This window comes from Sphingobacterium arenae, assembly GCF_014692505.1.
Taxonomy (GTDB): Bacteria; Bacteroidota; Bacteroidia; order Sphingobacteriales; family Sphingobacteriaceae; genus Sphingobacterium; species Sphingobacterium arenae.
Genome location: NZ_JACNYK010000001.1, coordinates 746,799 through 762,763, shown reverse-complemented (window position 1 = coordinate 762,763; position 15,965 = coordinate 746,799). Strand labels below are relative to the sequence as shown.

Genomic DNA, 15,965 nt, shown 5'->3' with positions numbered 1-15,965 from the left:
AATTATTTGCTACTCTCCTGCTAGCTGGCTCAACGAAAACGGTCGGGATTCTATCGAAACTCCCCTGTTCATATTAGGAGAGGCTCCCATCACAAATTCCAGTTTTCCGCCTTGTATGATGTCCTCATACCGTATGAAATTCCTATCATAAGGAACACCATTCAACTGCGCCGACTGTATATAGACATTCTTCGGACTGTTATTCTTGGCAATCACGACAAACTCCTTCCCGTTTTCCAGCTTCACGGTAGCTTTCTCAAAGACCGGGCTGCCAAAAACATATTCGTCCGTTCCCGGACATACGCTATAAATTCCCAACGCACTTAACACATACCAAGAAGACATTCCGCCTTGATCTTCGTCTCCTGGATAGCCTTTTTCCGAAGCGTTGTACAGCTGGGACATGACTTTACGCGTCCGCTCCTGCGATTTCCAGGGTTGGCCGCTGAAATTGTATAAATACGCAACATGCTGTACCGGTTGATTACCATGTGCATATTGTCCCATTTTGGCCAAGAGCATTTCCCGCATCTCGTGTATTTCCTGTTTATAGCTGCCATACTTGATCGTCTGTTCCATCGTGAATAAAGAATCTAATTTCGCGTTGAAACGATCTACGCCGCCGATGAGATTAATCAGTCCGTTTATGTCGTGCATCACTGACCACGTATATTGCCAGGCATTGGCCTCGGTAAAAGCACCACCCCATTCCACCGGATCAAAATCTGGCATCCATTCGCCATTTGCCAATCGTCCGCGCATAAATTTGCTATCTTTATCAAAAACGTTGACGTAATTATACATCTGGCGGGCAAATATATTTTCGTAGAATTTATTACCCGTCATTTTTGCCAGTTGATAAGCACAAAAATCATCATAAGCATACTCTAATGTTTTGGCGGTGCTTTCATGCAAATCATCCTGATACGGAATATATCCTTTGATAAAGTACGCTTCCCAACCCTGTCGACCATTCGAACCTCCATAAAAACCTTTATTGGTTACCTCATGATAATAGGCGTGCAAAGCACTATCGGGATTAAAAGTACGCACACCTTTTACCCAGGCATCCGTTAGTAAGGAAATCGCATGGTTTCCGATCATCACACCGGACATACCCGGATTAGACCAAGTTGGAAGAAAGCCTGCCTGTTGCTGCGCATCCAATAAAGACTGCATATAGCGCCCCTGCATTTCACGATGTAGGATATTACTCAATGGAAATTGGGAACGAAAAGTGTCCCAAAAGCCATTATCCGTATACATATAGCCCAGGTGAATTTTTCCGTCATACGGGCTGAAATAATAGGGATTACCCGCTGGATCAATTTCATAGAACTTACGGGAAAAGAGATTGGCACGAAACAGACAAGAGTAGAAGGTTGCTTTTTCTTCTTCTGTTCCCCCTTCTACTACGATACGGTTTAACCATGCATTCCAAACATCGAACGCTTTGGTTTTGGTCGTTTCAAAATTTTTATTTCCGTCCAGCTCCTGTTTTAAATTCCGTAATGCTTGATCGGGGTCAATATAGGAAGATGCCATTTTCACTTCTACACGTGTGCCCGGCTTAAATTCTAGGTAAGCACCAATGCCTTCTCCTTCATCCGCTCTATTTCCCGAAGAGATTTTATTCGCTCTATTTTCCCACGTGCCATAGCTCTTAAAATCCTGATTGAAAACCAGTACAAAATAATTACGGAAGTTTTCAGGAACGAACCGACCATTATTAACATAGCCGATAATTTTGCGCTCTTCCGGAATGATCTTTACTTGACTATGCTTCAGAAAGCCGTCTAAGATCAAATAAGCCTTTTCCTTTTTCGGAAAGGAGAACCGCATGTGCGCACCACGCTCTACCGGACTGATCTCTGCTTGTATCCCGTTATCAAACTTTACGGAATAATAATGTGGTTTAGCAATTTCATTATCATGGTTAAAAGGCAAAGCTCTTTCATCTTCATTGACAAGGAGGTTTCCCTTTCCCGGCATCAGGGAGAAAACCGCATAATCACCCATCCAAGGACTACACTGGTGTACTTGCTGAAAACCACGGATCGTATTCGCCTTATAGGTGTATTTCCAACCATCACCATTCTTTCCTGTCTGTGCAGAAAAAAAATGCATCGCAAAAGGCAAGCCTACCGTGGGGTAGGTATTCCCATAGGACAACGCCCATTCGGAATCTGTCCCCTGCAACGTATTCACATACTTTACCAAGTCCTTCTCCTGTGCATAACCTGTTGTTATCCCAAGCGAAAAAAGAACAACCCAAACTATATTTTTTATTTTCATCCGTTTATTTTTTTTTCTTCACTACTAAAACATGTTCCTCTTTATATCCATATTGCTTCCACAGTAGATCAAATTGACCTGCTTCTAAATCCGAAATCTGGACGATTTTCTCCTCACCCGGCATCAAGGTGAAATAATTATCGGAAAACAATACAGGCAATACCCGCTCCTGCGTATCATGTCGGACAAGTCGGAGTCGATTACCAAAAGCCACACTCTTTCCTTGATTTTTAAGTAAGATCTGCTTTCCATCATCTGCTTTGTCCAATAATGTAAAAGTCAGATCTGCAGCAGGCAGCTTATTGAGCTTCGTATAGTCAAGTTCTTTTTCACCGTTCCGCCAATAAAAATTCTCGGAGAGCATATTTCCCAAACTGTCCTTTAGTTCCAGTTTTATAAAATGTAAAGGTGTAAGTTCAGCATCGAAACACGCTTTGCAGGAATCGAAGTTTAAACGGTAAACCTCTTTTTTGTTACTTGCCGGCACGTTCACTTTTTCCCTGCGGCCATACGCTGCTAATTCTTTACCCCCAAAAGTGAAAACCCGCGCGGTCGCCACGGCCCCTTTCAGATCTTCGGATGTTGTATTTATCGCTTTCACACTATTATTAGCGGCGTTCCATTGTATATGCAAAGGTTCACAGGCATATTTAGCGCCCCAATAAGCCCCGGTCGCGTCATGATAGTAATCATACGTTTGCCATACAAAGGAAGGGTACGCCGATTGGCTCATCCAGAGCAATAACCCCGATGCATCTTCCCACATCTTATCATTCCAAGCTTCATATATCCCTTTCATCACTTCTATATTGAGGTATTGTGCCTTTTCGCAAAAAGCAATCAGGTTATCTGACTCTCCAAATTGGGTATTTACCGCTCGTTTATAATTAATCGGACTTGCGTTAGATGCCTCTTTTCCGAAATAATGCTTGTTCCACACATTGTCATCATCCTTTTCCAGTTGCTCATCTGTAGGCAAAGGCCACAATGACTCGGCCGGCATAAATTCTTTCACACTCTCATAATTCGGGAAAGTCGCTGTACCAATTTCTGTTCGCAATCCGTAACCCCGGTCCGAACCATACGGATAAGGCGGATTATTCCACGCCAGGTTACTCCCCGAGTTTTCGAAATGATGCTTCGGCGGCTGATTGCCCCACCAACCACTACCAGATAGCCCATCTTGATTAGAACTGGACTTGTACATCCGGTCATTATGGTCTTCCAAAGCAACAATGCTGCGGAGATAGCCATCCAACTCTGGCTTAGGATGTGTTTCATTCGCTCCACACCATAGTGCAATACTCGGATGATTCCTTAATCTTTTCACTTTATCCAACGCATTTGCTTTAAAATCTTCATCATTTGCGACATCATTATAAGCCACATAAAGCCAGAAGTCATCCCAGACCATGATACCATAACGGTCACAGTAATCATAAAAAGCATCATCTGTAACACAACCCGTCCAAAGACGAATCATATTATAATTCATGTCTTTGTGCAATTTTATCTTCGTCTCGTATTCTTTTCTGGAACACCGCAACAAATATTCACTCATACCCCAATTGCCACCTTTCAAAAATATGCGCTGTCCGTTGATAAAGAACTGGAGAACAGGCCATCCCGCATTGTTTCGACTATATTGGTATTCATACTGACGTATGCCAAAAGTGATTTCCTTTTGATCGGATACCGCACCATCAATCTCACTTCGCAACGTACACGTATATAAATGCGGCTCTCCATAACCATTAGGCCACCAAAGCTTGGGTTGCTTTACAATGAGGGCCTCCATTTCTTTACGGTCCATATATATCTTCTTCGACGTATTGGCCTCCAAGTGTACTTGCTTTGAGAACTGTATATTACCCGGTTGAATGCGTCCGGATAGCAAGACCTCTTTTGCCTGATCGGAAGCATTCTTCAACTCCGTTGAAACAAATAAGTACGCAATGTCATTCGATTCCAGCTCAGATCTTACCCAAGGATCTTCCATGGTCACATCACCGGTAAAATTTAACGATACATTTCCCGTTATACCGGCCAATCGTCCGGGCACATAGGGCATCCAGTCCCAGCTTGCGGCCGATAAATAGGTCGGACTGGCTACTACGCCAAATTGATCCTTGGCATCCCTTGTCTTCTTTTGGTCAGCATCGGTAATCAGTACAGCGACGACATTCTCCTGATCATGGCTAACCAAATGGCTAACCTCATATTTGGTACGTAGCATATGCCCACTGACATCTTTCGTAGATTCTCGTGTTCCCGATAATTTTACACCATTCATATAAAAATCTGCATACCGGTTCGTATTGTCGAACTGCAACCAGATTTGTTGTCCCGGTTTTACCGAGGTAGGCAGTTGAAAGGTTGTTCGATACCAAAAAGGGCGATTAAAAAAAGCCGCATCAACACGGTGGATATTATCCGAATAGTTCGGATCAGGCACTTCATCCGCCTCTACATATGCTGTAAACACTACCCCAGGAACTACGCCTTTGACGGCGTCTTCCATCCGATAACCTGAAGTTGAAATCTCAAACCCCGACGGTGAACCTTCTGTTTTTGGTTGTACCCACCATGTTATATCCGGATTGGTACTATTTAACGATAGCTGCTGAAGCTGTCCGTTACATGCAACAGAAACCAATAGCAAGGATAACATGGTAAACAATATCTTCTTTATTATACCCATTGTCTTTTTAATTACTTTCTACACCCCATTTCTTGTTCGGCTGTTCTCCCATGAACAACTCAAGTTTTCCACCTGCAGCGATCTCCTGAAAATCGATATAGCATTTATCATAGGGATTTCCATTTAACAGTGCTTTCTGGATATATATATTTTTAGCTGTATTATTATGGGTCTTAATCGTGAAATGCGTTCCCGAATAATAATCATTATCCAAACGGAATTTAACTTCATCAAATAGTGGACTGGTTATCTCCAAACGGGTACTTCCCGGACAGGAGGGATGCAGACCACTGGAAGCCAATACATACCAAGCAGACATTTGTCCTACATCCTCGTTTCCCACAATACCTTCTACGGAATTTTTATACGCCTCGTCACAGATATGGCGTGTCCATTTCTGGGTATCCCAAGGTGCATCGAGGTGATTAAATAAGAATGGTACGAGGTGAACAGGTTCATTAGCATGGTTATAATAATCATTCCACAGCATATGGTCCGGTGTCTGTTCAAAAAAACTTGTCAAATCTTCCAATACGTTCTCCCTTCCACCCATGAGCTGTATCATCCCCGGAATATCATGCGGAACAAACCACCCTTGTTGGTAAGGATTACATTCAACAGTTCCATACCACTCTTTTGTTCTCGCTCCCTCCGGCCAGATTTCCCAAGAACCATCTGTATTTCTAGGCCGGAACCAGCCTTTTTCAGTATCAAAGATATTCCTGTATGCTTGTGATTTTTCTAAGAAAAGCTGTTCATCTTCTTGTTTTCCAAGCCGGTTTGCCAATTGTGCGATGCACCAATCTGTATACGCATATTCCAACGTATTTGAAATACTGAACGGCGCCGCTGTATAACCCAAAGAATCGTTTCCGAATTTTTCAGACGTATTGACGGCAAATGCATAGGCTTTTTCCACATCGTATCCTCGGATACCTTTTACATAGGCATCGGCCAGCACAGATAAAGCCGGATTCCCGATCATACATCCGGAATAGGCGTTCATAATCTCCCACCGCTCGTAATATCCACGTCCAGATTCCTCCGCAAGTGTAATCAATGAGTTAAGTTGGTCATCCACCAATCTTGGATTTATAATGGTTTGCAGCGGGAACTGGCTTCGAAAAACATCCCAACCACTGAACATCGTCCGTTTTGTAAACCCGCTTTCTTGGTGTACCTGCTTGTCTCCACCGATATAACGTCCGTCTACATCCGTATATGTACGAGGATCAATCATCGTGTGATAAAGCGCGGTATAGAAGATTGTTTTCTGATCATCCGTTCCACCTTGGATATGCACTCTATCCAGTTCTTGATTCCATAAATCATACGCTTCCTCCCGAATTTGATCAAAAGACTTCCCTTCCATTTCCTTCCTAAAATTATTTTCTGCTCCGCCCATATCAACAAAAGAAATACCCACCTGCAAAGTAACCTCCTCATTTTCGCTTGTTTCAAAGTCAGAGAAAAAACCCAAGTGCTTTCCTTCTAAGGTTTCCTCGTCCCGTATAATAGTGGCCTTTTCCACCGCTCTTAAATAAGGGATGCTAACAACTTCATCTCTTTTTCGCTTCCAATTGTCGGGAATATCAGCTGTCCAGAAACCATAATTTTCCAAGGGTTTACTGAATCGTGCATAGAAGTAAACTGTATAATCCGCATTCCCTTCACCGTTTCCCCATCCACCGCCATCCGGTGTGCACAACATCCATCCCCTAATCGTGTGCTCATCCACCTTATGGATATACTGTTTTATAGCTGTCCCTCCTACCCGACGAGCAAGATCGATCTGTATGCGCGATTCTTTATGTTGCGGGAACGTGAAACGGATCATTCCGCTATGCGCGGCAGCCGTCGTCTCCACTTTGATATGATAATCTGTTAAATCCACGGCATAATAACCTGCCTTTGCTATTTCCGTTTGCTTATTGTAGTGCGAACGGTACCCTTCGATACTGCCATCTTCTTTCCCGGCAATAACCTTCAGTTTTCCTGTCGTAGGCATCACCAGAAAATTTCCTAAATCCCCAAACCAGCCGACCCCACTCATCTGTGTAAAAGCGAATCCTTCTATCGTCTGATGCTCGTAACTATACCCCGGACTATTATCCCCTCCTGTAATGGTATTGGGGCTGACCTGCACCATACCATAGGGTGTAGCAGCTCCCGGAAACGTCTTCCCTAAACCATGATAAACTTCGGCAATCCCCACACTTGTACTGGCCCCTATAAAGGGATTTACATAATCCGCCGGAGACGAGTATGCTGTTGTATCACCCACCGCACAGGATTTTAATAACAGGAAACAGGATACAAGGCTCCCCCATAATTGTATACTCCTTAACATCGATGTTTAATTAGCTATATCTATTTTTTCTTTATTCGAACTGTTTTTATTCCAAAGCGAGGTATATCCATGGAAAAGGTTGGTTTGCCCATATGATCCGCTACTTGTAGCGCACCTACCTTTTCACCGTCCAACAAAACCTCTTCTATACCTTCTACCGGGAAATCAAGCCTAATCTGGTGTACGCCCGATACGCCTTCCGCATTAAAAAGCCTAAGCAGGAGGTCTTCCTGATCAAGTTTCATCGCCGACACCTCTATTCCTGCTTGACCCGCCGCAACAAATTGCCTATCCTCACCTACGAAATCTCCTCCATATACGCCCAGCAAGGGCTCATTCCAACAGTTGCTTTCGGTAGCAATCTGTGCCGTGTCCCATCTGCCCGCGTGGGGGATCAACGCATAGCGCATTTTTAAGGCTTCCGTTATCTCATAGTCCACGCCCCACAGCCCGACGCCCGAATATTGTGCGGTAAGGCTCAAGGGGTAATCCGAACCATGGAGATAGGACGTGGTATGATCGGACAGGAGCGCCAGGCCATATTCCTGGTCTTCTTCCACCAGATCTACCCAATGAAGAATCACATTGTGCTTGATTTCGTCCCAATTCCCGAAAAACGTATTTTCATGTCGGCTCTCACATACATCAAAAGGCGCATTTTTGTACAACTTAGCACCTTGGAGATTATTGGGAAACATCACTTTAAGTTTGTACCTGTCATCTGTGTATGCGCGCCTATTGTCTGTCCAGTCATGCTCTTGTTTATATTCACCGATGCCCACATTTCGCTGCCAATCAACCGTTAGCTCAAAGTCTATCCGTCGCTGGCCAGCCTCAAGCGTGATTACTTGGACCATCGGGTGTGAAGCGATATAGCCCGCGACCCTTACCTTTACGATAAACGGGTTATCTTCCAAAACAGTTATGGTAGCGGGGTTATCCTTTGACGAATGAAATTTTCCTTCCTCATAAAAATGGCCCGCGATCTCCCCTAAACCGTAAGGTCCGTAGGGATCAACGAATTGCCTATTATCGATATGCTTAGCGAAAAGACTAGTGATTACGCCCCCATTAGATTTGTCGAGCGTTATCTTATACATATCGTTCTCTATGATGCAATTTCCTTCTGCATCAAAACGCACCTGTTGCACTTTTTTGTTGACAGGTTGACTATTTTTTCGCAAAGCATAGGTTACATAACCCAAGGTGGCCACGTTTGGTTTAAAAACGATCCATAAAGCATTATCCTTTTCCTCTATAACACAAGCCAACTCTTCTCCTTTACGATCATGAAGCGTCACATCTCTTTGCGTCCAAGTTGCCGGTAATTTTACACGGACAACCGCTGATCTTTTTGCGGCAACGGTATTAAAAATCCGGACATAGCCCAAATCTTTTCCTTTTTTCGATGTGCCCTTTACATAACTGGAGACCGCCTCCTGTATGATCTTTTCGGATAACCTATCTGTCGTATTCGTCCACGAACGAACCGCCTGTTCCCATGTTTGCTGTTGGTCCAGACGATTATAAGGAACAATCCAAGAATCATGATGCTGCGCCATCATCAAGGTCCGCCATGCTTCATCTTCGTCGTCAGCTAATGGTTGGTAGTTATTATCCAAATAGGCCATCGCACTGATTTTCTCGGCCATCACCCTATTATTTTCGGATTTCCGGACATCCTGTGCTATACGTTGCAATGCTTGGCTTCCCCACATCAAGTTGACCAAAACATCTTCCTGCGAAAAATGCCAGCTATCGTCCGTTTGTCTAGACGATATATCTTCGATGTACCCTGTCCAGGTTACATAAGTAGAATTGTTCTTGATATGCTTACCGGAACCAAGCCAAGGGCCGTTTTTCCAGCCCGCATCCTGATAACACATGCCTACGGGATTATCAATTCCCTGTTGGTAGGCCGCTTGTATAAAAGCAGTCGAGTTATTCCACGCTGTCGTTTGCCAAGTAGAATTTTCTTCTAAATCTTCCGATGCGTATCGTGGCACGGTTAATATAGACGTTCCTTCCGGTCCGATCCAATTCACCAGTTCTCCTCCATATCCGGTCGTGTAACCACCCCAACACGTGTTCGGACATTTCAATACAGCATATTTAAAACCAAATTGCTTTAATATTTGAGGCAAGCTGCTTGTAAAACAGGGTTCTTCAACAGCGTAGGTCGTATACGTAACATCTGGAAAATGTTCACGCATCTTACGCATACCATATTCAAATTGCCGTATAATACTTTCTCCTGAGATGTTGTAACAGTAGGGCTGTGCATACGTGGGATTTGTAAATTCAATGCGCTTATCTCGCACGATATTGGAAAATTGCGCATAGGCCGTTGGTTCGTTTCGTTTTACCGTGTCCCATGTTTCAGGTTCTATCTCCAAACCCAATTTCCATTCGGGGTGAGCAGCCAACTTATCCACCATAAATTGCGTCACCCACATTGGATAGTGCCCATACACCCCGCCGTGATATCCATCCACAAAGTAGGGTTTCTGTGCATAAACGGTGAACGACGATAGCAAAAGAAATAAAAGGGTTAATATTCTCATCTTCATCATATGTCGGATTATGGCATTAGTTACGAACAAGGCTGATTTTTCTTGTTTTTGGTACGCTAACCTGTTTGATCGTCTGCAACAACACGTCCATTTCATGCTGCCAGGCCTGTCTCACTTCGGGAAACATCGCCTTGCTGTAAAGATCTCTTTTGGCCCGTAGCCACCCATCCTTTTCTTTGAACTGGTCGAACACCTCGATGGCCCGCCGGTTATTGGCATCCAACAATCCTTTCGGTTGGAAAAAATTATACTGCACCCAGGCATAATCCCTGAAACGGCGTTCTATTTCCCATCTTTCTTCATTAAGATGCATAATACGGAGTGCCTGCTGATATTGAGGTGTGTTATCCAAAGCGGCAAGATTTATACCTTTTGCGAATTCCGCAGCCGACCATTTGCCGATCTCTTCTCCATCAATAAGAAGTTTATAATTTCCTTTCAAACCTTTTACGATCAAAAGTTCTTGGTTCATTTCTTCCATAAAAGGCACCACCGCAAGTGCATCGAAGGCGCTCTTCTTACTCCCCCATCCTCTTGTCACGGTATCCAACGGATAAGGAAGGGCGTTTGCGTGATAATCAAAACTCCAACCCGTACCTGTTTTCACGATATCGGACAGGTTACAGTTCAAAGCAGTTATTACCTTTTGGCTAGGCGCATTTATTTCCATTTTGGCTACCTTCTGCCCACTAAACCCCTGTGCTTTTAATAAAAGGTATGCCATCACCATGTGGCCATCCAGGTCTGGATGTACACGATCATTTCCAGATAAGGTAAAGGAGGGGTCTTCTTGCTGAACACGCTTACTAATGGCTGTCATCGGTTCATTAAAGTCAAGAAACTCCCATTTATTGGCTGTTGCCGATGCTCTTTGAAAATCGACGATACGCTGCATCGCTTTATTTTTATTTTTCAATGGTGTGTTATCCGGAATAACTACATCTTCATCATAAGGTGAACTTCCCAATAATACGATCCTGGTGCCCACGAGTCCTTTATACCTTTCCTCCATCTGTTTATAGCCGTTGTGGGACTCCTCCACTTTCTCGTCAGCAAATTTCTCCGGCTCTGATCCGTTGTATTCAAAGTATCCGGAATCATTCATACCAAAGGTGGTCAACAGCACGGTTGGCTGTTTGCTGAACACATCTCCGTCTAGGCGTTTGAGCATATCCCCTACGCGGTCTCCGCCAATACCGGCATTGAGAATCGTTAGGTTCATCGTCGGGAAACGCGTCATGTAATAGAGCCATACATACGCGTGGTAATGCCCACCGTCCGTGATACTATTCCCTAAGAAAACGACACGATCATTTTCCTTAAATGGTGCTATTTGTTGCGCCAACAACGGATTCGCTCCGAGAGCAAGCACTAAAATTCCTATAAAAAATCTCCTCATGGATAATACTTATTTTTGGGTTTTATAATCAACACGTATACAATTAATATCGCTTTTCTAATTTCACTTTACGCCTAGTGACAATATATTTGAACCGGCTTCCAGTGCGTAAATCTGACCTTTCCAAATGAATTTTCCGGTCGTTTTTTCTGGAAGGTTTACACTGATTTTCCATTTATTCTTTTGTTGTTTATAATGGACTGAAATTTTTCCGTTCGGATGGGGCATTTCACCACGCACATCGGTCATTATACCCAAACGCGGTTCAATTTTTACGCGGGCAAACCCCGGAGCATCCGTATCGATTCCTAATACGATTCTGAAAAACTCAATATTCGGACTGGCTCCCCAGGCATGGCATTCCGACCGAACAGTTTGCAAGCGGGAGTCTTCTGCCCAGGTGCTTAATCCCATTTGTATATTTTCGCGCCAGATACCCAGCCAGTTCATATAATCATCGCCCAATCCCGCTTTTGCCAATGCCTGATGGAGATAATACTTGAAGTATATGGTGCAAGGCGTTAATTCGGTGTTTTGGAGCAAGCTGTTACCCACCGTAGCCAGATCTTGTTCGCCGATCAATCCTGCTAGGATAGCCAGCGAATTGGCATGTTGCGAGAAACCTTTCTTTTCCTTGGTGTCGGCAAATAGTTTCTTTTCGCCATCCCAATATTTATTTTTTATGGTGGCTTTTAATTGGGCGGCTTTTTCTTCGTAATAGGTGGCAAAGTGGGTTAGTCCAAACGCGGCCTCCATTTCTGAGGCCCATTGGTATGCCAGCAGCAGCTGCAGATCATAGATGGCTGCGCTTCCGTCCGGCCCCATAGGCCCCCACCCCATATCGCCCACCCAATCCACAAACCGCCAGTAAGGCAAATCTTTGATAGAGCCATCCGGTTGCTGTAGTTTTTCAAAAAATTCGAGTATAGCCCGTTGCCCGGTCAGTTTTTCCTTGATGAAATCGCTGTCGGGGCGGTACATCCAATAGTCATGCAACATACCGATATACCAAAGAGAGAACGTAGATATAATCTGCGTTCCGCGCGTAGGATAGCGGCTCATGGTGACTCCTTCCGTCAAGCGTGAGCGATCCATCAGGTCAAGCGCATAACGGGCAAGCCTGTCATCGCCACTGTTGTAGTATGAAATCATAGCCTGTATACGCGTATCACCAATATACTGCAACTGTTCGTAATACGGACAATCCATATAGGTTTCCCAGGCGTTTAGCCGGGCAGTCCGCCAACCGATATCCAATATTTGGTCTATTTCGCTATTGCCCGTGTTAAGTACATAATTTTGTTTAAAAGGGTACCCTGTAAAAGTGCCGTACAAGTCTTTGATGATTAGCGGCTCGTTGCTTGTGCTGACAATCAATCGCAGATAACGGTAAGTACGATAGTTTAGCGTAGTAAACGTTTGGTTCTCCGTCCCATCGGCCAATAGGCTGTCTATTCTGCCGACAAATATTTTGTTTTCTACTTCATTACGGTTGCTTTTCCGGAGCTCGTCACCTTCGTGCCGGTCATACAATGTTTCGGCGTATCCCAAAGAAATACCCGCCCCCTTACCTTTGCTAAAAAGAAGTGTAACATAAGCGTTGGTCATATAGGTCTGGTCGAGTAACAAGGTAACGGTACGGTTGGCCGGAATAGTGAGGTTTTCTTTCTTTGCCGGAAAGGAAACCGGTGCTTCCATGCCGCTGACCGCCCGCAGTTTGACAAGACGTTCGTAGCTCAGTTCCATTTGTGGCAAAGGAGAAGGCACAAGTTGCCAGGTCCAGCCGTCAGACGTTCCCTTGGTTTTTCCGTCAGAAAGTTCCCGAGCGGATGACCAGCTATGATCATCATAATGCACGGCATGCCAATCATCTTTGATAGTCTGGTTCATATCGACCAGCTCTCCTTTACTCGCCGCAAAGAAAAATCCAGGAATAGGGTGGTGTCCGTGGCTCTTCACACATTTCCAGCTTCCGTTCGTATTCAATATTTCCTCGGATGCTGAATGTCCCTGCACAATAAACGCTGTCCGCAAACTAATCTGTGCTTCCGGCCTGTATTCAGCCTCGTTCCACACCAACGCTGACACCACATTTTGTCCAGAAACCAAATAAGGGGCGATGTCTACCGTTTCATAGTTCCAAAAATGAAGGTCACCACGCGCGGGACCCATCGATACAACTTGACCGTTGACATATAACTTATAGCGATTATCTGCCGAAACATGTATAACGAAACTTTCTGGTTTTCCAGCGAGTTCGATACTTTTCCGAAAATGGTACACACCGTATGTCAGCCCCTCATCGCTCTTCTCTGAAATCCATTTTGCGTTCCAAAGCCTGCTGTTCTGCATATAGCCATGCGAAAAAGCAGCTTTTGACAAGAAAAGAAAGCCGGACAATAGGCAAAGGATAGACAGATACTTTATCATATCTTGTTGATCTTTTATTTATAATTTTTTTAATATTCTAAAAGCCGATCATCTCGTACGGAATACGTACACCTTTTACCCGGTAATAGTAGGGATCAAAATTGCCGTCATCTTCCTTGACCACATTTTCACTGTTTTCTTCACAAGCGCCATAGTTAATACTGTATGTCAACAGAAGTTCATCCCTGTCATTTTGTGCTATCGTATGGATAATTGGTGTGTATATACGCGCATTATACCCCTTATAAAATTCGGTAAAGTGGTACACCAGCTTTCTTGAAGTGAACGGTCCGGTCGGGCTGCTGGACGTAGCGATGTACATATTGATGGAAGGAATGCCGCAATAAAAACCTTGATCCATGGTTAAGTGAAGAAATTTACCATTTAAATAACCAAAGTTATTGGTTCCGTTGCCTTCTGCAATTACCGAGGAAGAGGTAACTAAAGGCGTATGCCCCCATGTTGATCCGTCCCAAAAAGACCATTCAGTCGGCTCATCGTGCGAAAACCGCGCTACGTACAACAGGGTATTAAATCCAAATGTTTCCGGTGCCGTGCGTTCTCCGTACACATAGACATAACCGTCATCGGATTTGACCATACCATCCTTATACCGGATATCAAGTTGACCGGTCATGTTCGCGATCGCCAGTCTTTCGACTTGATTCCATTCATTTCCGGACTCTTTTTTCAGTCTGTACACCGCCTGATCTGTGTCATCAAGACCATATCCTTCTCCACCGTGGATATATACATATTCACCCAGCTCGACACCGGGACCAACCCAATTCCGGCTCGCACCCGATGGAATGGGGCATATATTACCAATATTGTGGTGCGCTCCTTGTCTGGTCATCATCGGTGCGTTTGGATCCCAATCGTCAATGGAGGGTTGTATAATGATGGAATTGGTATAAGAGATAAAGTGGTTTCCATACAGATTTCCGTTAGGGGCCATTGACCCATGGTGCCAGGCATCCTGTGTAACCCAAAGCACACGCCCATCCGAAAGCGGTATGCTCGTGCCCTGATCAAACGCCACAGAGCCTGTCGTCCGGCTAAAGAAATTCGTCACATCGCCATCCCGGTAACTGTCCCTGGGCAATTTAGTGATCGCCCAACGCTGGGCCTCATTATGCTGTTTAGCCCCTGCCAAAACAGCTCCATCCCCGCTCAACGTCAAGTACAGGCCGTTAGCTTTGTTTACCAATTCAAATTTTCCGGTCTCCACCGACTCCTCGATATTCCACAACTGCAGGTCAGTATCGTTTTTCAATTCCCAGCTTTGCTTCAGCTGTTCACCATCAGAAACACCGTTCAAGAACATGCCGCTATGTAGATTCCGCAGCTGATAATATTTGGTATCTCCTTCCGAAGAATGATAGATGATAGCCCACTCTTGCCATCTTTTGAGGTTTTCGTCTTCTGCTGCCTCCGCTGTTGCGGTGTTGATTATGGCATTGTCAAGATATTTTTCATTGAAAGTCAGATCGCCCTGTACCTGCATAACAGCCGACCCGTCGTTCACCGATATACTATACGTATCATAATCGGAAATACTGGAGTCATACGCTCTAAATTCGGCCTCCCATTGTCTGACCTCCCCCGATGCGGCCGTAACGGTAAAAATAACTTTATTCCCCTTGGATACATCGATGGCTTCGCCAGAGGCCGGACGGCTAATAGCGCCGTCCGATAACGTGAATATGGGTACGACCTTCGTCAGATCGGTTCCCTGGACGAGTCTTATTAATATCTTAAAAGTATCACCGTCCTGATAGATGATGGCATTACCATACTGTCCGGTTTCCAACTTAAAATCTTTAATCATCCGTCCCGGGCTAGGGGGAAGATCGTGTTGTTTTTCACACCCAAAGAAGAGGACAAAAAGCATAAAAGTTAGTAGTTTTTTCATATAATTTAAAATTGATTAATCATTCCACATATCGTAAAAAAATATTTTATGCACTTGTCATGCTATGGTGTAAAAAATAGATTTATATATATATGCGTTTATAATTTTAAATGGTTAAGCGCTCCGCTGGTGCTATTCAAATGACATGATAGCGCATCCTCGTTTTACTTCTCACAAATTTATAAACCAATACGCCTACCTGTATGTACAAGTAGGCGTATTGGTAAATGTTTAAAAAGCAAAAAAATATAAATAGCTACAAACAAGCCACTTAGCAAAACGAAAATTGTTCGTTTGGTAAA

At 44.2% G+C, this 15,965-nt stretch carries 7 protein-coding genes; all 7 read right to left on the bottom strand.

Features of this window, described 5'->3' with window-relative positions:
* Window positions 1–9: 9 nt before the first annotated feature.
* Entirely contained in the window at window positions 10–2,295 is a 2,286-nt protein-coding gene (locus tag H8B17_RS03075) for a GH92 family glycosyl hydrolase (protein WP_190307685.1), read from the bottom strand.
* Window positions 2,296–2,299: 4 nt separating this feature from the next.
* Window positions 2,300–4,996: a glycoside hydrolase family 2 protein gene (locus H8B17_RS03070; RefSeq protein ID WP_223816326.1), complete on the bottom strand. Its 2,697-nt coding sequence runs from the start codon at window positions 4,994–4,996 to the stop codon at window positions 2,300–2,302.
* A 7-nt stretch (window positions 4,997–5,003) separates the two neighbouring features.
* A complete protein-coding gene (locus tag H8B17_RS03065) occupies window positions 5,004–7,346 on the bottom strand; it encodes a GH92 family glycosyl hydrolase (RefSeq protein ID WP_190307684.1) in 2,343 nt (780 codons plus the stop codon).
* A gap of 20 nt (window positions 7,347–7,366) precedes the next feature.
* On the bottom strand, window positions 7,367–9,919 hold the full coding sequence (locus H8B17_RS03060) for a glycoside hydrolase family 38 N-terminal domain-containing protein (protein WP_223816325.1): 2,553 nt from the start codon (window positions 9,917–9,919) through the stop codon (window positions 7,367–7,369).
* 16 nt (window positions 9,920–9,935) lie between these two features.
* Window positions 9,936–11,318: an SGNH/GDSL hydrolase family protein gene (locus H8B17_RS03055; RefSeq protein WP_190307682.1), complete on the bottom strand. Its 1,383-nt coding sequence runs from the start codon at window positions 11,316–11,318 to the stop codon at window positions 9,936–9,938.
* 63 nt (window positions 11,319–11,381) lie between these two features.
* A complete protein-coding gene (locus tag H8B17_RS03050) occupies window positions 11,382–13,748 on the bottom strand; it encodes an alpha-L-rhamnosidase-related protein (RefSeq protein ID WP_190307681.1) in 2,367 nt (788 codons plus the stop codon).
* Between the two features lie 37 nt (window positions 13,749–13,785).
* Window positions 13,786–15,663 (bottom strand): RICIN domain-containing protein, encoded by a 1,878-nt coding sequence (locus tag H8B17_RS03045; protein ID WP_223816324.1) that lies wholly within the window; start codon window positions 15,661–15,663, stop codon window positions 13,786–13,788.
* Window positions 15,664–15,965 lie beyond the last annotated feature (302 nt).

Bases quoted from the DNA above. Each gene is read 5' to 3' on its own strand.
- H8B17_RS03075 (WP_190307685.1), bottom strand. From the start codon at position 2,295: ATGAAAATAAAAAATATAGTTTGGGTTGTTCTTTTTTCGCTTGGGATA.
- H8B17_RS03070 (WP_223816326.1), bottom strand. From the start codon at position 4,996: ATGGGTATAATAAAGAAGATATTGTTTACCATGTTATCCTTGCTATTG.
- H8B17_RS03065 (WP_190307684.1), bottom strand. From the start codon at position 7,346: ATGTTAAGGAGTATACAATTATGGGGGAGCCTTGTATCCTGTTTCCTG.
- H8B17_RS03060 (WP_223816325.1), bottom strand. From the start codon at position 9,919: ATGATGAAGATGAGAATATTAACCCTTTTATTTCTTTTGCTATCGTCG.
- H8B17_RS03055 (WP_190307682.1), bottom strand. From the start codon at position 11,318: ATGAGGAGATTTTTTATAGGAATTTTAGTGCTTGCTCTCGGAGCGAAT.
- H8B17_RS03050 (WP_190307681.1), bottom strand. From the start codon at position 13,748: ATGATAAAGTATCTGTCTATCCTTTGCCTATTGTCCGGCTTTCTTTTC.
- H8B17_RS03045 (WP_223816324.1), bottom strand. From the start codon at position 15,663: ATGAAAAAACTACTAACTTTTATGCTTTTTGTCCTCTTCTTTGGGTGT.